Source organism: Pseudomonas quasicaspiana (assembly GCF_021147825.1).
In the GTDB taxonomy this organism is placed as follows: domain Bacteria; phylum Pseudomonadota; class Gammaproteobacteria; order Pseudomonadales; family Pseudomonadaceae; genus Aquipseudomonas; species Aquipseudomonas quasicaspiana.
Map to the genome: position 1 here is coordinate 72,430 of NZ_JAGTPI010000010.1, position 18,088 is coordinate 90,517.

Below are 18,088 nucleotides of genomic sequence, written 5' to 3' on the forward strand. Positions count from 1 at the left end.
CGGCCAACCATGCGCACCAGTCAATTTTTGCTCGCCACACAGAAAGAAACCCCTTCCGATGCGGTCGTGATCAGCCACCAGCTCATGCTGCGTGCGGGCATGATTCGCAAACTTGCTTCCGGCCTTTACACCTGGCTGCCCATGGGCTTGCGCGTATTACGCAAGGTCGAAGCCATCGTTCGTGAAGAAATGGACGCTGCTGGCGCACTGGAAGTACTGATGCCGGGTATTCAGCCCGCCGAGTTATGGCAAGAGTCCGGCCGCTGGGAACAGTACGGCCCTGAACTGATGCGCCTGACAGACCGGCACAACCGTGAATTCTGCCTGGGTCCGACCCACGAAGAAGTCATCACCGATCTGGCCCGCAACGAGCTTAATAGCTATAAACAGCTGCCGATCAATCTGTACCAGATCCAGACCAAATTCCGCGACGAAATTCGCCCGCGCTTCGGTCTGATGCGTGGCCGCGAGTTCGTCATGAAAGACGCCTACTCGTTCCATGCTGATCACGCTTCATTGCAGATCACCTACGATCGCATGCACCTGGCTTACTGCAACGTGTTCTCGCGTCTGGGCCTGAAATTCCGCCCGGTTGAAGCCGATAACGGCTCGATCGGTGGCGCAGGCTCCCACGAGTTCCACGTCCTGGCTGAATCTGGCGAAGACGATATCGTGTTCAGCAATGGTTCCGATTACGCCGCCAACATTGAGAAAGCCGAAGCTGTACCTCGGGAAACCAGCCGTGGCGCTGCAACTGAAGAATTGCGTCTGATCGACACCCCGGATACCAAGACCATTGCGCAACTGGTAGAAGGCTTCAACCTGCCGATTGAAAAGACCATCAAGACCCTGGTGGTACACGCCGCAGAAGAAGGCAAGCTGATTGCACTGATCATTCGTGGCGACCACGAACTGAACGAAATCAAAGCCGCCAAACTTGAGCAGGTTGCAAGCCCTCTGGTCATGGCCTCCGAAGCCGAACTGCGCGCTGCAATCGGTGCCGGTGCCGGCTCCCTGGGCCCGCTGAATCTGCCGCTGACTTGCATCATCGACCGTTCGGTGGAATTGATGAGCGACTTCGCCATTGGTGCAAACATCGACGACAAGCACTACTTCGGCGTCAACTGGGAACGCGACCTGCCGGTTCCAGCCGTCGCCGATCTGCGTAACGTCGTGGCTGGCGACCCTAGCCCGGATGGCAAAGGCACCCTCGAAATCAAACGCGGAATCGAGGTCGGCCACATCTTCCAGCTGGGCACCAAGTACAGCGAAGCCATGAAGTGTCAGGTGCTGGGCGAGAACGGCAAACCGGTGAACCTGTCCATGGGCTGCTACGGCATCGGTGTTTCCCGCGTGGTTGCTGCTGCAATCGAGCAGAACAGCGACGATAACGGCATTATCTGGAATGACACTCTGGCGCCCTTCCAGATCGCTCTGGTTCCACTGCGCTACGAAACTGACGCAGTCCGCGAAGCGACCGACAAGCTGTACGCCGAACTGACCGCCGCAGGTTTCGAAGTACTGCTTGATGATCGCGACAAGAAAACCAGCCCTGGCAACAAGTTTGCCGACATGGAGCTGATTGGCATACCGCATCGTATCGTCGTCAGTGATCGCGGCCTTGCCGAAGGCAACCTGGAATACAAGAGCCGGACCGAGTCCGAAGCCCAGGCCCTGCCGGTTGCCGAGGTACTGTCCTTCATCCAGGGCCGCGTCAGCCGCTGAGTCCTGATAGCGCCCATCGAAAGATGGGCGCTATCGTTTCAGCAACGACGCGCCTTAATTCGCAAGAGATCTCATGTTCAAGCGATCCCCTTTCAGCCTGGGCTGCGTGCTGTTTTGCGCCACCCTGGTCAGCGGTTGCGCCAATCAACTGTCGCAACGCAGCGAGCACGAAGAACGCATCGAGCGCAAATTGCTCTCGCACAGCGTCCAGATCGACCTCGGCGAGCCCAAAACCCTTGAGTTGCCGCAACGACGTGTGCGCATCCACGAGCAACGGACCTTTGAGGTCACCGAATTTGAAGTAACTCGTCTTTACGACCGGTACACGCCCTATCAGCCCTGGCGGGAAATCTACGAGATTCCCCTCGGTGCAGTGGCCGTTGTCGCGGGCGTCGGTGCCAACGTGGTCAATGTCTTCGCTCTGGGCCGCCTACCGGACAGCGTGACCAAAGACTGGATCAACTACGGTGTCGCCGGGCTCAACCCTTTCATGAATGCACCTTCCCACGGGCGCGCTCAGCAAAACCTGGCAGGTATTAACGAAGTACAGCAGGACAAGAGAATCGAAAACACGACACTGCCGTGGAGTGAACGCCCGGTAACGGTCAAGGCTGGATCCCAGACGCATGAACTGATGACCGATCGCAATGGCGTACTGCGCCTGAGCCTGCTGGACAGCCCGTTTGCTGAACAGGATTTGAGTCATGTCACCCGCCTGTATTTGAGCGTCGAAGATGATCAGGACAACACCCACGCCAATGCAGACCTGGTGGTCAGTCGTAGCCTGCGCGGCAAATTGATCGAAGCTCATGGCCTGATTTACGACGATCTGGAAGATGACGAAGTTAGCCAGTGGGTTTACCGGGTCAAGCGCCTTTCTGATCTGGGACTTGAAGAAGAAGCCAGCGACCTCGAACAAAGCCTGATCGAAATGACACGGGACGATCCGCAGTTGCAGCGCGATTTCCTGAAATCGCTGGCCAAGGATGCGGGCCGACTGGTAGCAGATCCCGGCGCGGAAAAGTGACCTGAAACGCTCTGTTTTTCTGTAGGAGCTGCCGAAGGCTGCGAAGCATTTATCCTGACATACCGCCTTCGCAGCCTTCGGCAGCGCCTAAGAGTAAGTAACCTGTTTGCTTCGCGATAAGGCGCGGTCAGCGCGCAAACAGCTCCAACTGCTCATGTGCTTTTCGCAAGTCATGCAGACGCACACCAATCCCCAGCAAACGGACCGGCTTGCCGCCCCTGGCAAATGCCTGCGTGAGCAGATGCTCGAAGCTGTCCAGATCCCGACCAATCCCTGCCTGCTCAAGTGTCGTCTGGGTGAAATCGTGAAACTTCACCTTCACGAACGGTTTGCCAGGCCGGTATTGCCCCTCCATCCGCTCTATTCGCCCGTTCAACGTTTCGAGCAACTCAGGGAGCTTTTTCAGGCAACTGACCAGATCCGGAAGATCAGTGTCGTAGGTATTTTCCACGCTCACGGACTGACGCCTGCTGTCATTCTGGACGGGACGCTCATCTATGCCGCGAGCCAGCCCCCACAAACGCTCGCCGAACGAACCAAACTCTCGCACCAGCGCCAGCTTTTTCCAGTCGCGCAGATCAGTACAACTGACAATCCCCAGCTTTCCCAACTTGTCGGCAGTCACCTTGCCGACACCGTGCAGCTTGTTGACGGGTAATTGCGCAACAAAATCTTCGACCTGATCCGGGGTAATCACAAACAAGCCGTTGGGCTTCTTCCAGTCGCTGGCAATCTTGGCCAGAAACTTGTTAGGCGCAACACCGGCCGACACCGTGATATGCAGCTGTTTAGAGACACGGCGCCTAATGTCCTGCGCAATACGCGTCGCACTGCCGGAAAAATGACTGGCGTCGGACACATCGAGGTACGCCTCATCCAGCGACAAAGGCTCAATGAGGTCGGTGTAGTCACGGAAGATGGTCTGGATTTCTTTGGATGCTTCTTTATAAGCATCCATTCTCGGCTTGACGATGGTGAGGTCAGGGCAAAGCTTCAACGCGTGCCGCGACGACATGGCCGAGCGCACACCATAAGCGCGGGCTTCGTAATTGCAGGTCGCAATGACTCCTCGTCTGTCCGCAGAACCACCCACTGCAAGCGGCTTGTCCGCCAGTCGAGGGTCATCACGCATTTCGATGGCTGCATAGAAGCAATCACAGTCAACATGGATGATTTTTCGCTGCGTCATGTAGGCATTATGCGGGAGGCGTGGCAGGTCAGTATCTCACTCGTATCGACATGTGACATCTCATGATGCGCTCGCCCGAGAAAATTTGATGTATCTGCGTCACTATTCGACTCCCCAACATTGCATGACAGGCCCGCACAGCGGGGCCTACAGCTTGTCCGAACGGTCAATAAACGGTGCTAAGCGATTGAAGGAAAAGAAATTTCCGAAAATTAGTCATTGACAGCCCGGCGTTCCTCTGTAGAATGCCGCCACACAGACGCGGGATGGAGCAGTCTGGTAGCTCGTCGGGCTCATAACCCGAAGGTCGTCGGTTCAAATCCGGCTCCCGCAACCAAACATCAAAAAAGGCTACTCGAAAGAGTGGCCTTTTTTGTGCGTGTCGTTTGAGGACGGTCCGAAAACAACTGCATGAGCTTACGAGCATTTGTCTGAAAAACCGCCATCAGTGCCTCGCGGTGCCGTGAGTGCCTACAGAAAAAGGTCAATCCGAAAGGCTGTAACCTCATGGAACGTGACGAGCAAAAATCTTTACCCGTCCGGCACTTAAATCTCCAACCACTCAATTCAAACTTATTTGCCGACTTTCCACATTAAAGGTTGACACCTCGTCGTTCGGCTGTAGAATGCCGCCACACAGACGCGGGATGGAGCAGTCTGGTAGCTCGTCGGGCTCATAACCCGAAGGTCGTCGGTTCAAATCCGGCTCCCGCAACCAAACATCAAAAAAGGCTACTCGAAAGAGTGGCCTTTTTTGTGCGCGCCTAAAAACAGGGCAACCCGTTGGCTGGAAAGCAATTTTCCCTTCCCCTCCCCGCAACACACCCTCTCGTTGTAACGTAACATTACAAAACCCGACAGTTTTGCAGCCCTCTGCCGATAGCTGTTTAATAGCTGAACTGTTGCTGAACAGCTCCATGAACAAACAGGCTCCATTCGCTCGTTAGACGATGACGCGCTAACATCTCGAAATATTTTTTGCGTAGGGATTGGTAACTTGGCTGTATACCTCCATTCTGTCGCGCACGATCCAAGGAGTGATTGATGCGCGCCAACCCGTCAGAACCGAACGAAGCAGTTACGGCGAATCAACCCATCCAACCTGCCCGCCTCCAATGGCTGGAGTTGTTGAGTAAATATCGCCAGCCCATAGGCCTGGGCGTTACGTTGCTGCTATTTGCCGTGGCCTTGATTGCTTGCCGACACATGTTGAGCGAGCTTGATCTCTATGCATTGCAGGATTCATTGCTGAGTGTGCCTGCCGCGTCTCTGGCAGGTGCCCTGCTGGCCACGGTGATCGGCTTCATTATTCTGCTGGGCTATGAATGGTCTGCCAGTCGTTACGCCGGGGTTGATCTACCCAACAAAACCCTCGCCATGGGCGGCTTCACAGCCTTCGCCATTGGTAACGCCGTAGGCCTGTCGATGCTGTCGGGCGGTTCGGTGCGCTATCGACTGTACTCCCGCAAAGGTATTGGCGCGGTCGAAGTAGCCCGTATGACGCTGTTTGCCAGCCTTTCTCTAGGATGCGCCCTGCCACCGCTGGCAGCACTGGCAACCCTGAGCAATCTGTCCGGAGCATCGCTGGCGCTGCACACCCCGGTAAACGTGCTGGCAGGCATCGCTATTGGCGTACTCGTGCTGACCGCTGTGCTGGCCATTGCAATTTATCGCCGCCGACTGCCCGAGCAGACCATCCCGCATACCCTGCTGGTGCGTGCCGGACGCCGCACTCTGCGCCTTCCCGGCGTACGCCTGACGCTGATGCAACTGGTGATTACGGCACTGGACGTTGCGGCCGCTGCGACTGTTCTCTACCTCCTGCTGCCACAATCCCCTCCCTTCGGTGCATTTGTACTGGTGTATCTGCTGGCCCTCGCCGCTGGCGTGCTTAGCCATGTACCCGGTGGCGTGGGAGTTTTCGAGGCCATCCTGCTCGCCGCCTTTGCCAACGAGCTTGGCGCCGCCCCGCTGGCTGCTGCGTTGCTGCTGTATCGGATGATTTACGTCGTCCTGCCACTGTTACTGGCGTGTCTGGTGCTGCTGTTTACTGAAGGTCAGCGGTTGCTGCCAACCAAACAGGCGATGCGCGTCGCTTCGGGTCTGGCGGCACCGATTCTGGCGCTGCTGGTGTTCCTCTCAGGCGTCGTACTGCTGTTCTCTGGCGCGACCCCGGAAATCGATACGCGCCTGGAAGACCTGGGATTCCTTATCCCTCATCGGCTGATCAACCTTTCGCACTTTGGCGCCAGCCTGATTGGCGTCCTGTGCCTGCTGCTGGCTCAAGGGCTGCGCCGTCGCCTCTCGGCCGCATGGATGCTGACGGTCATCCTGCTACTGGCAGGTGCAGCACTGTCGATGCTCAAAGGCTTCGATTATGAAGAAGCCACACTGCTGATCCTGACCGCAGCGCTGCTGGCTATCTTCCGTCGCTCTTTCTACCGCCCGAGCCGTCTGCTGGAGCTGCCCTTCTCGCCGCTGTATCTGGTAGCGACCCTGTGCGTGTTGGGCGCTTCATTCTGGCTGCTGCTGTTCGCCTATCAGGACGTGCCCTACAGCCATCAGTTGTGGTGGCAGTTCACGCTGGACGCGGATGCCCCCCGCGGCTTGCGCTCTGCATTGGGCAGCGCCGTCTTGTTGATCATTATTTCCCTGACCTGGTTACTGCGCACTGCGCGCCCGGTCATCAAGCTGCCAGACGCTTCGGAGCTGGCCAAGGCCGCCGAGATCGTCAATGCGTCGTCACAGCCTGACGGCGGGCTGGTGCTGACCGGTGACAAGGCTGTCCTGCTGCACCCACAAGGCAATGCATTTCTGATGTACGCCCATCGGGGCCGCAGCCTGGTGGCCCTCTATGATCCGATCGGCCCAACCCAACAGCGCGCCGAGCTGATCTGGCAATTCCGTGACCTGTGTGATGTGCACCACGCCCGGCCAGTGTTCTATCAAGTGCGCGCAGAAAATCTGCCGTTCTATATGGACATCGGCCTGACCGCGATCAAGCTGGGTGAAGAGGCACGCGTCAACTTGCTGCGCTTTGATATCGAAGCCAAGGGCAAGGAAATGAAAGACCTGCGCTACACCTGGAATCGGGGTGGACGTGACGGTTTGTCACTGGAGATCTATGAAGCAGGTCAGGCACCGCTGGAGGAGCTGAAAATCATCTCCGACGCCTGGCTTACCGGCAAGAATGTCCGTGAAAAAGGCTTCTCGCTGGGTCGTTTCAGCCCTGAGTACCTCAAGCATTTCCGTATCGCGATCATCCACTTCGAAGGTAAGCCGGTGGCGTTCGCCAACCTGCTGGAGACTTCGCGTCGTGACCTTGCCAGCCTGGACCTGATGCGCGCTCACCCTGATGCACCGAAGCTGACCATGGAGTTCATGATGGTCGGGCTGATTCTGTATTACAAAGAACACGGCTACGAACGCTTCAGCCTGGGCATGGTGCCGCTGTCGGGCTTGCAACCGCGCCGTGGCGCGCCTCTGACCCAGCGCCTGGGTTCGATGGTGTTCCGTCGCGGCGAGCAGCTCTACAACTTCCAGGGTCTGCGTCGCTTCAAAGACAAATTCCAGCCTGACTGGGAACCTCGCTATATGGCCGTGCCCGCCGGACTCGATCCGCTGGTGGCACTGGCTGACACCGCTGCCCTGATTGCGGGCGGCCTGACTGGATTGGTGAAACGCTGATGATTCAACGCTACCGGCGCATTTTGCTCGCAGCACTGCTGTTTGTTGTGGTTCTGATTCTCGGGGTATGGCTGTGGAGCCGCCCCGCCCCACCGGCAACACTGGACCGTTCAACATTGACCGACGGCTCGGCCCTGACCACTGTCACACCGGGCACCCGAGCCAAGGTTCGTGTCGCACTGGCAGTCACCGCAGACGACTTGCTGTCGGACAAACAACTGCAGGCGCTGAGCCAGGATGCCTCTGCCCGAATCATTCAGGTCGTACTGCCCAAAGCAGACTGCACATTGCAGCAGAAGACCTTCAACGAGGCGCTTGGCAAACTCGACGAAGCGCCGACCGTTGTGGCCGGTATCGGCCCAGGCGCAACGCTCGCATGGCGCTGGCTCGCCGGGCAGAACAACGACAAGGCGGAGGCCATTTCAGTAGGCTTCTATCTGGAAGTACCTTCTCAGCCGGTCAAGGCACTTGAGCCCGACGAGACCCCACCGGTGATCTGTGACGTGCCGCTGCCCAAAACCGCGCCACACGGTCACTGGATGGTGGCATGGAACGATGCTCCGGACGATGAGCCGGCAGCGTTCGTGCGCGATCAGGCCAACGCCGATACCAGCATCAGCGATTACGACATCAAGCTGCCGCAAGTCCTCAACAGCGAGCTGCGCCGCAAGCTGGTCGGCGAAGACGATAAAGGCGGCGGTCTGGGCATCCCTGTGGTCGAAGTGCCTGCTGCTCAACCCTCGGATACCGTGACGCTGTTCCTGTCCGGTGACGGTGGCTGGCGTGATCTGGACAAAGTTGTTGCCGGGGACATGGCCGGCATGGGCTATCCAGTGGTTGGCATCGACGTGCTGCGTTATTACTGGGAACACAAATCCCCTGAGCAGACCGCAGCTGACCTGACCGAGCTGATGCAGCACTACCGTCAGAAATGGGGTGCCAAGCGTTTTATTCTGGCGGGTTACTCGTTCGGCGCAGATGTACTGCCAGCGGTTTATAACCGTCTGGCGCAAGAAGATCAGGACCGAGTCGACGGCATGATTCTGCTGGCTTTCGCACGCACTGGCAGTTTCGAGATTCGCGTCGATGGCTGGCTAGGTGCGGCAGGCAAGGATCTGCAAACGGGTCCGGAAATGGCGAAATTGCCGGGCGATAAAGTGCTGTGCGTGTATGGCGTGGAAGAGATCAAGGAAAGTGGCTGTACTGATACCACGGCTGTTGGCGAGAAACTCCAACTGCCTGGGGGTCACCACTTCGACGAAAACTACCCGGCTCTGGCCAAGCGTTTGATTGCTTTCATCAACAAGCGTCAGGGCAAGACCACAGCGCAGTAAGTCGCTTTAAGGCAACACAAAAAAATCCCCGTCAGCTGTGAGGCTGCGGGGATTTTTTGTTTTGGCTAATGCCTGTCTTGATAGCTACAACGTCATCGCGGGCAAGCGCGCTCCTACAACTGCAACGCAATCTTGCCCTTTGCTTACCGCGCCCTACATTTCAACCTGCGTTCCCAGCTCGATAACCCGGTTGAACGGCAACTTGAAGAAGCGCAGATTTCCGTTGGCGTTCTTTAACATGAAGGCAAACAGCGCCTCACGCCATCGGGCCATTCCTACAATCTTCGAAGGGATCACCGTTTCGCGACTCAGGAAATAAGTCGTGCGCATTGGGCTGAAATCCAGCTCTTCCAAGTGACACAGGGCCAGTGCAGCGGGCACATCCGGCTCATCAATAAAGCCAAAATGCAGGATCACTCGATAGAAGCCTTCGCCATAAGCCTCAACTTCAAAACGCTGATGCGCTGGCACACGAGGCGTGTCCTCATAGACCACCGTCAGCAACACCACCTGCTCGTGCAGCACCTGGTTGTGCAGCATGTTGTGCAACAGCGCATGCGGAACGGCATCACTGCGAGCAGTCAGGAACACCGCTGTGCCCTGAACCCGGTGCGGCGGCTGAACACGGATACTGCTGATGAAAATCGGCAGCGGCAGCCCGCCCTCATCGATACGCTCCACCAGCAGTTGCTTACCGCGCTTCCAGGTGGTCATCAGGATAAACAACACCACCCCGGCAATGACCGGGAACGCGCCACCCTGAATGACTTTAGGCACGTTGGCAGCGAAGAACAGACTGTCCACCAGGAGCAGCGCCAACAACAGCGGCACCGCCAGAACTGCAGGCCACTTCCAGAGCAGCAGCATGACCGACGACACCAGAATGGTGGTGCAGAACATGGTCCCGGTTACCGCAACGCCATAGGCCGAGGCCAGCGCGCCAGAAGACTCGAACCCCAATACCAGCAGAATCACACCGACCATCAACGACCAGTTCACCGCGCCAATATAAATCTGGCCCTGGGCGTCACTGGATGTGTGCTGAATGTGCATGCGCGGGATGTAGCCAAGCTGGATCGCCTGCAAGGTCATGGAGAACGCGCCGGAAATCACCGCTTGTGAGGCGATTACCGTCGCCAGCGTCGACAGTCCGATCAGCGGCAGCAAAGCCCAACCGGGTGCCAACAGATAGAAAGGGTTACGCGCCGCTTCGGGATTTTCCAGAACCAGCGCGCCCTGACCGAAATAGTTGAGCACCAGCGCGGGAAGCACCAGCGCAAACCAGGCACGAGCAATCGGCTTGCGACCAAAATGGCCCATGTCGGCGTACAGCGCTTCGGCACCGGTCAGCGCCAACACCACTGCACCGAGGATTGCGACGCCGATGCCTGGATGAACGATAAAGAAGCGCACGGCCCACACCGGGTTCATGGCGTGCAGCACTTCCGGCTGATGCGCAATGCCATTGATCCCCAACAGCCCAAGCACGACAAACCAGGTGACCATCACTGGCCCGAACAAAACGCCGATACGCGCAGTGCCATGACGCTGAATCAAAAACAGCGCAACCAGCACCACCAGCGCCATCGGCACTACCCAGTGATCGATACCATCAAAGGCCAGCTCCAACCCTTCCATGGCCGACAGCACCGAGATCGCCGGGGTAATCATGCTGTCCCCGTAAAACAGCGCGGCACCGAACAGACCGAAAACGACCATGGTCATTTGCAGTTTCGGATACTTGATGGTGGCCCGACGCGCCAGGGCGGTAAGCGCCATGATGCCGCCCTCGCCCTGGTTATCAGCACGCAGGATGAACGCCATGTACTTGAAGGAAACGACCCAGATCAGTGACCAGAAGATCAGCGACAGAATGCCGAGTACGGCGTCATGGGTGACGTCTACGCCATAACCGCCCTGAAACACCTCTTTCAAGGTGTACAGCGGGCTGGTGCCGATATCGCCGTAAACCACACCAACCGCGGCGATCAACAGCGCGAAGGGTTTTGACACTGGATGTCCGGTTCCAGCCTGACTGTTTGCTTGACTCATTTACCACTCCTGAAACCTGGGTTTGAACCGCAAAAGCACACGACAGTGCTCAGACTCACCCATACAGATTGCGTGCTGGTGGCTACGCAAAAACCAGACATATTTCGTAACGACGCGAAGCATAGCGCAGCACTCGTCGTAATTCTCTGCATAACACTGGTCAATCGCAGGGCTGATCGCTAGAATTGCGCACTTTTTGATCAGAGGCGCACGAATCCTGTACGGGATACCAGCGCCCAGCTGTTGCCTCGGCTAAATGCCGAAGCCCACATCTCCGCCGAGGTTAGTCAATGTCCACCGTCACCACGCCATCCGCTCCCAAGGTCGGGTTCGTCAGTCTGGGTTGCCCAAAAGCTTTGGTTGACTCCGAGCGCATCCTCACCCAACTGCGCATGGAAGGCTACGAAGTCGTGCCGACTTATCAGGACGCCGATGTTGTTGTGGTCAACACCTGCGGCTTCATCGACGCGGCCAAGGCTGAATCGCTGGAAGTGATTGGCGACGCCATCAAAGAAAACGGCAAGGTCATCGTCACCGGTTGCATGGGTGTTGATGAAAGCGTGATCCGTGACGTGCATCCAAGCGTACTGTCCGTAACCGGCCCGCAGCAGTATGAGCAAGTGGTCAACGCAGTGCATGATGCCGCGCCACCCAACCTCAATCACAACCCGCTGATCGATCTGGTGCCGCCACAAGGCGTCAAGCTGACCCCGCGCCATTACGCATACCTGAAAATTTCCGAAGGCTGCAATCACAGTTGCAGCTTCTGCATTATCCCGTCGATGCGCGGCAAGCTGGTCAGCCGCCCGGTGGGCGATGTGCTCGACGAAGCACAGCGTCTGGTCAAATCCGGCGTGAAAGAACTGCTGGTGATCTCTCAGGACACCAGTGCCTACGGTGTCGACATCAAGTACCGCACCGGCTTCTGGAATGGCGCTCCGGTCAAGACACGCATGACCGAGCTGTGCCAGGCCCTCAGCACCATGGGCGTCTGGGTCCGTCTGCACTACGTTTATCCGTATCCGCACGTTGACGAGCTGATTCCACTGATGGCAGCCGGGAAAATCCTGCCGTATCTGGATATCCCCTTCCAGCACGCCAGCCCGAAAGTCCTTAAGCTGATGAAGCGCCCGGCTTTCGAAGACAAGACCCTGGCCCGCATCAAGAACTGGCGCGAACAGTGCCCGGACCTGATCATCCGCTCCACCTTCATCGTTGGCTTCCCCGGCGAAACCGAAGAAGACTTCCAATACCTGCTGGACTGGCTGACCGAAGCGCAACTGGATCGCGTCGGTTGCTTCCAGTACTCGCCGGTTGAGGGCGCGCCGGCCAACCTGCTGGACGCGGCCATTGTGCCGGACGACGTCAAACAGGATCGCTGGGACCGCTTCATGGCGCACCAACAGGCCATCAGCGCAGCTCGCCTGCAAATGAAAATCGGCCGGGAAATCGAAGTGCTGATTGACGAAGTTGACGAACAAGGCGCCGTAGGCCGCTGCTTCTTCGACGCACCGGAAATTGACGGCAACGTATTCATCGCTCTGGATGAAAACAGCACCCTCAAGCCAGGCGACAAAGTAATGTGCCGCGTTACCGACGCAGACGAATACGACCTTTGGGCCGAGACGCTCTGACCCTCCGTTGAGCTGATGCAACAAAACAGCCCTGCCCTTCAAACGGCGGGGCTTTTTTTGCCTTCGAAGGGGCTAAGCTAGTCCGTGTGCACTGCTTCTTGTCGAACAGATGTAATCCTTTAAGTGAAATGCATTTTTTGTAGAAGATCGCCCCGTATCCCAGACACCGCGCTGTCTCAAACCAAATATTGAACCTGAGCGCACGAGCACCGCGAGGCCGCGATAGCGGTGTATCAGACAGACCGCCATCGCTGCCTCGCGGTGCTCGTGAGCTCCTACAGAAAAGCATTCCATATCAGAAACTTGTAGTTTTTTGATGAGAGACAGCGACGTGTCAGGAACACAAAGCGATCTTCAATGGAGCCAAACCCCATGCAACATCCGGCGATTTCCAGCGCGGATAAAAATGACTATCCGCAACTGATCCAGGTCTGGGAAAGCGCCGTCCGCGCGAGCCATGACTTTTTGCCAGAAGCTTACATCGTGCAGCTTAGAGAGCTGTTACTGACCCGCTATCTGGATACCGTGACGCTGTTCTGCACCCGGGATTCGCACCTGAACATCACGGGCTTTGCTGGCGTCAGCATCGGCAAGCTGGAGATGCTGTTCATTGAGGCCGACCATCGCGGCCAAGGGCTAGGCAAACAGCTACTGGATTACAGCATCAAACACTTCAGGATCCGCGAGCTGGACGTCAACGAACAAAACCCACAGGCATTGGGCTTTTACCTCAAGCAGGGCTTCGAAGTGATCAACCGTACGGAAGTGGACGGGCTTGGACAGCCGTATCCGATGTTGCGGATGAGGCTGGAGCAGCGGCTTTGATACCAGGCCCCCTCTTGCAGGAGCTGCCTCGACGGCGAGGGCAGCGACCCGATTACACACCATTTGCAATGTTGCCGCGATTAACCTTGCGCGCACGGGTACAATGTCGGCCTTTCTCCCACGTAACGGCTTTTTTTCATGTCAGAACCCATCCGCCTCTCCAAACGCCTGATCGAACTCACCGGCTGCTCCCGCCGGGAGGCTGAGCTGTATATCGAAGGCGGCTGGGTCACCGTGGACGGTAAAGTCATCGATGAACCGCAGTACAAGGTTGATACCGAAACCGTCGTCCTTGATCGCGAAGCCAAGGCCGATGCGCCCGAGCCGGTGACCATCATTTTCCACAAACCGGCCGCCCTCAGCGAAGCCGATGCGCTGGCACTGATTACCCCTGCCACCCTCTCGGAAGAACACAGCTTTGGTAAACGTCCGCTCAAAGGGCACTTTCTGCGTCTTGAACCCATCTCGACCCTGCAGGCCAATGCCAGCGGCCTGATGGTGTTCAGCCAGGACTGGAAAATCCTGCGCAAACTCACCGATGACCGCAGCAAGATCGAGCAAGAGTACGTGGTGGAAATCTCCGGCGAGATGGTCGCCCACGGCCTCAACCGTCTCAATCACGGCATGACTTACAAGGGCACAGAACTGCCCAAGGTCAAAGCCAGCTGGCAGAGCGAGAACCGCCTGCGTTTCGCGATGAAAAACCCTCAGCCTGGCGTAATCGCCCAGATGTGTGAGGCCGTGGGCCTGAAGATCGTTTCAGTCCGCCGTATCCGCATTGGCGGCGTGTCCATGGGCAAGCTTCCCGAAGGCCAATGGCGCTACATGACTTCCAAAGAGAAGTTCTAAATTCAGTTCAATGCTGCATGACCCGCTCATGCAACGTGACCCCAGCCTTATCAGGATTTACGCATCATGATGAACAACGACGTATTGCGCAGCGTGCGCTACATGCTTGATATCAGCGACGGCAAGATTGTCGACATCACAAAGCTTGGCGGAATGGAAATTTCCAAGGCTGATGTCATCGCTTTCACCAAAAAGGAAGAGGAAGAAGGCTATCTGAATTGCAGCGATGAAATCATGGCGCACTTCCTGGATGGTCTGGTGATCTTCAAGCGCGGCAAGGACGAGAGCCGTCCGCCTCAGCCAGTCGAACTGCCCGTCACCAACAACACCGTGCTGAAGAAACTGCGCGTTGCCTTCGAGCTTAAAGAAGAAGACATGCACGCCATTCTCAAGTCAGTGGAATTTCCGGTATCCAAGCCTGAACTGAGCGCTCTGTTCCGCAAATTCGGTCACAGCAACTACCGTACGTGTGGCGACCAGTTGCTGCGCAACTTCCTCAAGGGCCTGACCCTGCGGGTTCGCGGCTGATCCATTTTCTACTGCCGCGTAGAAAACCTGTGGGAGCGAATTCATTCGCGAATAAGGCCTTCAGTACCATCGAGATGTATTGGATGTACCGGCCCTTTCGCGAACAAATTCGCTCCCACGGTCAAACTTCAATTCAGACACATCTTATGCCTGACTCCTACACCGTCTCCCCCATCGGCTTCGTCCGCTCCTGCTTCAAGGAGAAGTTCGCCATTCCGCGCCAGCCACAACTGGCGCCAGCGGCCCGCGGCGTGCTGGAACTGGTCGCGCCGTTCGATCAGGGGGATGCGGTGCAAGGTCTGGAGCAGGTCAGCCATGTCTGGTTGCTGTTCCTCTTTCATCTGGCACTGGAAGAAAAGCCTCGCCTGAAAGTACGTCCCCCGAGACTGGGCGGTAATCAGTCGATGGGCGTATTCGCGACCCGCGCTACCCATCGTCCAAATGGCATCGGCCAGTCGGTGGTAAAACTGGACAAAGTCGAAGCCGGACGTCTGTATTTGTCGGGCATCGACCTGCTGGACGGCACGCCAGTATTGGACATCAAGCCCTACGTGCCTTACGCCGACAACGTGCCGAGTGCCACCAACGCTATCGCGAACGCCGCCCCTGAACTCATTCCAGTGGATTGGGAAGCGTCAGCCTTGAAGCAGGCTCACGAGCACGGCTCGCGTCTCGATGAGCCTCTGATCGAGTTGATCGAGCAATGCCTGGCGCAGGATCCTCGCCCCGCCTATCAGACACCGACTCCGGAACGCCGCTACGGTGCGCAGTTCTGGGATCTGGACGTACGCTGGCACTATCCCGAGCCTGGTGTCATCAAGGTGCTCGAAGTGGTGCTGGCGAACGCCTGATCAGGCCATTTATCTGCGCCCACAAAAAAACCGCCCGGTCCGTGACCCCCAGGCGGTTTTCTTGTCACATCAGCGGAATGTGCGAACACATTCCACCCCGTAATTTCAGCGCTTACTTCTCGACGAATGCACGCTCGATCAGATAATCGCCCGGCTCACGCATACGCGGAGAAACCGTCAGACCGAAGCTGTTGAGCACTTCGCTGGTTTCATCGAGCATGCTTGGGCTACCGCACAACATGGCGCGGTCGTCCTGAGGGTTGATCGGTGGCAGCCCGATGTCGCTGAACAACTTGCCGCTACGCATCAGGTCAGTCAAACGACCTTCGTTCTCGAACGGCTCGCGCGTAACAGTTGGGTAGTAGATCAGCTTGTCGCGCAGTGCTTCGCCGAAGAACTCGTTCTGTGGCAGGTGTTCGGTGATGAATTCGCGGTAAGCGACTTCGTTCACGTAACGCACGCCATGACACAGAATGACTTTCTCGAAGCGCTCGTAGGTTTCAGGGTCCTGAATGACGCTCATGAACGGCGCCAGACCGGTACCGGTGCTGAGCAGGTAAAGATGCTTGCCCGGCTTGAGGTCGTCGAGTACCAGCGTGCCTGTAGGCTTTTTGCTGATGATGATCTCGTCGCCTTCCTTCAAGTGTTGCAGCTGCGAAGTCAGGGGACCGTCAGGCACTTTGATGCTGAAAAATTCGAGATGCTCTTCCCAGTTCGGGCTGGCGATGGAATAGGCGCGCATGAGCGGGCGACCGTTTGGCTGCTGCAGACCAATCATGACGAACTGACCGTTCTCGAAACGCAGACCTGGATCGCGGGTGCACTTGAAACTGAAGAGTGTGTCGTTCCAGTGGTGGACGCTTAGAACACGCTCGTGGTTCATGTTGCTCATTGACGTGAAAACTCCTGAAATTCGCTTGCGCCGGGGAGGAACGCTATTGCGCAGTATTCTAGTGGGAAGCACAATATCTGTTAAATGAATTATTAAGATATGGGTAATCGGTTATATAGATATGCGATTTACTTTACGTCAACTTCAGGTTTTTGTAGCCGTCGCCCAGCAGGAAAGCGTTTCCCGTGCGGCGATCCTTCTGTCGCTATCGCAATCGGCGGCCAGTACCTCCATCACCGAACTGGAGCGCCAGTCCAGTTGCCAGCTGTTTGATCGTGCCGGCAAACGTCTTAGCCTGAATGCCACCGGACGGCAGTTGCTCCCCAAGGCGGTTGCCCTGCTGGACCAGGCAAAAGAGATCGAAGACCTGCTCAATGGCAAGTCCGGCTTCGGCTCACTGGCGGTGGGCGCCACCCTGACCATTGGCAACTATCTGGCGACGCTGTTGATCGGCAGCTTTATGCAGCGTCACCCGGAAAGCCAGGTCAAACTGCATGTGCAGAACACCGCGCACATCGTGCAGCAAGTTGCCCACTACGAAATTGACCTCGGTCTGATCGAGGGTGATTGCACTCATCCTGACATTGAGGTGCAGCGCTGGGTCGAAGACGAACTGGTGGTGTTCTGCGCGCCTCAGCATCCGCTGGCCAAACGCGGGCACGCCAGCCTGGAAGAGTTGACTGGAGAAGCGTGGATTCTGCGCGAGCAAGGTTCAGGCACACGCCTGACGTTTGATCAGGCGATGCGTCATCATCGTAATGCACTGAATGTGCGTCTGGAGCTTGAACACACCGAAGCCATCAAACGTGCCGTGGAATCGGGTCTGGGTATTGGCTGCATTTCCCGACTGGCGCTCAGGGATGCAATTCGGCGCGGCAGTCTGGTGGCGGTGGAAACACCGGAGCTGGACCTGTCCAGAGAGTTTTACTTCATCTGGCACAAGCAGAAGTATCAAACCTCTGCCATGCGTGAGTTTCTCGACCTGTGTCGGTCATTGACCGAAGGGGTGCAACGCAGTGACGAAATCGTGCTGCCGAGCATGTACCCGGTGACTTAACCGAACAGAATCAACAACCAGACTGCGGCGATCATGGTCAGCGAGACCATCTGGGCCGCACTGCCCATGTCCTTGGCATTTTTCGAAAGCGGATGCAAGTCCAGCGAGATGCGGTCGATGGCTGCTTCGACCGCCGAATTGAGCAGCTCAACGATCAACGCCAGCAGACAGACCGCGATCAACAGTGCCCGCTCGCCTTTGCTGACGTCGACTATTAATGCCAGCGGCACAAGGACCACATTGAGAAGCACCAGTTGCCGGAATGCAGCTTCACCCTTGAAAGCGGCAGACAGGCCATCGAACGAATAACCGGCGGCATTCAGGATACGTTTCAGGCCCGTTTGGCCTTTGAAAGGAGACATAGATAGGCTGCTGTGCAAAAAAGATGATGGAAGCTAATTCAGGACAGATCAAAAATATGTGAACGCCTGTAGCGCT

14 protein-coding genes and 2 tRNA genes are annotated in these 18,088 nt (G+C 57.0%); 12 read left to right on the forward strand and 4 right to left on the reverse strand.

The window, feature by feature from the left end; translation table 11 throughout:
- The first annotated feature begins 9 nt into the window (after positions 1-9).
- Both KDX30_RS09270 and KDX30_RS09275 read left to right on the forward strand, forming a co-directional pair.
- On the forward strand, positions 10-1,725 hold the full coding sequence (locus KDX30_RS09270) for a proline--tRNA ligase (RefSeq protein WP_231675592.1): 1,716 nt from the start codon (positions 10-12) through the stop codon (positions 1,723-1,725).
- A gap of 73 nt (positions 1,726-1,798) precedes the next feature.
- Positions 1,799-2,752: a hypothetical protein gene (locus KDX30_RS09275; RefSeq protein ID WP_231675593.1), complete on the forward strand. Its 954-nt coding sequence runs from the start codon at positions 1,799-1,801 to the stop codon at positions 2,750-2,752.
- Positions 2,753-2,879: 127 nt separating this feature from the next.
- On the opposite strand, the gene dinB is transcribed toward KDX30_RS09275, so the two are convergent.
- A complete protein-coding gene (dinB, locus tag KDX30_RS09280; RefSeq protein WP_122397205.1) occupies positions 2,880-3,941 on the reverse strand; it encodes a DNA polymerase IV in 1,062 nt (353 codons plus the stop codon).
- 260 nt (positions 3,942-4,201) lie between these two features.
- On the opposite strand from dinB, the gene KDX30_RS09285 reads away from it, so the two are divergent.
- From KDX30_RS09285 to KDX30_RS09300, 4 genes are all read left to right on the forward strand, one after another.
- Positions 4,202-4,278, forward strand: a tRNA-Met gene (locus KDX30_RS09285).
- A gap of 304 nt (positions 4,279-4,582) precedes the next feature.
- Positions 4,583-4,659: transfer RNA gene (locus tag KDX30_RS09290), tRNA-Met, on the forward strand.
- Between the two features lie 326 nt (positions 4,660-4,985).
- The gene (mprF, locus tag KDX30_RS09295; protein WP_099269065.1) at positions 4,986-7,628 is read left to right on the forward strand and encodes a bifunctional lysylphosphatidylglycerol flippase/synthetase MprF; all 2,643 of its coding nucleotides are present in this window, start codon (positions 4,986-4,988) and stop codon (positions 7,626-7,628) included.
- Positions 7,628-8,962: a virulence factor family protein gene (locus tag KDX30_RS09300; RefSeq protein ID WP_027898611.1), complete on the forward strand. Its 1,335-nt coding sequence runs from the start codon at positions 7,628-7,630 to the stop codon at positions 8,960-8,962. Before mprF ends, KDX30_RS09300 begins: the two co-directional genes overlap by 1 nt.
- Positions 8,963-9,115: 153 nt before the next feature.
- Here the strand turns inward: KDX30_RS09300 and KDX30_RS09305 are convergent, their stop codons facing one another.
- Entirely contained in the window at positions 9,116-11,014 is a 1,899-nt protein-coding gene (locus KDX30_RS09305; RefSeq protein ID WP_231675594.1) for a potassium transporter Kup, read from the reverse strand.
- Positions 11,015-11,304: 290 nt separating this feature from the next.
- Here KDX30_RS09305 and rimO point away from each other — a divergent pair, with 290 nt between their 5' ends.
- The 5 genes from rimO (at position 11,305) to tsaA (ending at position 15,701) form a co-directional block, all read left to right on the forward strand.
- Positions 11,305-12,648, forward strand: coding sequence for a 30S ribosomal protein S12 methylthiotransferase RimO (gene rimO, locus KDX30_RS09310; protein ID WP_027898609.1), 1,344 nt, complete (start codon positions 11,305-11,307; stop codon positions 12,646-12,648).
- 372 nt (positions 12,649-13,020) lie between these two features.
- The gene (locus tag KDX30_RS09315; protein ID WP_231675595.1) at positions 13,021-13,473 is read left to right on the forward strand and encodes a GNAT family N-acetyltransferase; all 453 of its coding nucleotides are present in this window, start codon (positions 13,021-13,023) and stop codon (positions 13,471-13,473) included.
- A gap of 138 nt (positions 13,474-13,611) precedes the next feature.
- Positions 13,612-14,322: an rRNA pseudouridine synthase gene (locus KDX30_RS09320; RefSeq protein ID WP_027901803.1), complete on the forward strand. Its 711-nt coding sequence runs from the start codon at positions 13,612-13,614 to the stop codon at positions 14,320-14,322.
- A 66-nt stretch (positions 14,323-14,388) separates the two neighbouring features.
- Positions 14,389-14,850 carry a YehS family protein gene (locus tag KDX30_RS09325; RefSeq protein ID WP_231665651.1) on the forward strand — a complete coding sequence of 154 codons (462 nt, stop codon included), beginning with the start codon at positions 14,389-14,391 and terminating at the stop codon, positions 14,848-14,850.
- A gap of 146 nt (positions 14,851-14,996) precedes the next feature.
- Positions 14,997-15,701 carry a tRNA (N6-threonylcarbamoyladenosine(37)-N6)-methyltransferase TrmO gene (gene tsaA / locus KDX30_RS09330; RefSeq protein ID WP_231665650.1) on the forward strand — a complete coding sequence of 235 codons (705 nt, stop codon included), beginning with the start codon at positions 14,997-14,999 and terminating at the stop codon, positions 15,699-15,701.
- Between the two features lie 112 nt (positions 15,702-15,813).
- Here the strand turns inward: tsaA and fpr are convergent, their stop codons facing one another.
- A complete protein-coding gene (gene fpr / locus KDX30_RS09335; protein ID WP_002554680.1) occupies positions 15,814-16,593 on the reverse strand; it encodes a ferredoxin-NADP reductase in 780 nt (259 codons plus the stop codon).
- A gap of 121 nt (positions 16,594-16,714) precedes the next feature.
- Between fpr and KDX30_RS09340 the strand changes: the two genes are divergently transcribed.
- Positions 16,715-17,650 (forward strand): LysR family transcriptional regulator, encoded by a 936-nt coding sequence (locus KDX30_RS09340; protein WP_099270069.1) that lies wholly within the window; start codon positions 16,715-16,717, stop codon positions 17,648-17,650.
- Here KDX30_RS09340 and KDX30_RS09345 read toward each other — a convergent pair.
- Complete coding sequence (locus KDX30_RS09345) at positions 17,647-18,012, reverse strand: diacylglycerol kinase (protein WP_099270068.1); 366 nt, start codon at positions 18,010-18,012, stop codon at positions 17,647-17,649. The two genes, KDX30_RS09340 and KDX30_RS09345, sit on opposite strands and share 4 nt — an antisense overlap.
- Positions 18,013-18,088 lie beyond the last annotated feature (76 nt).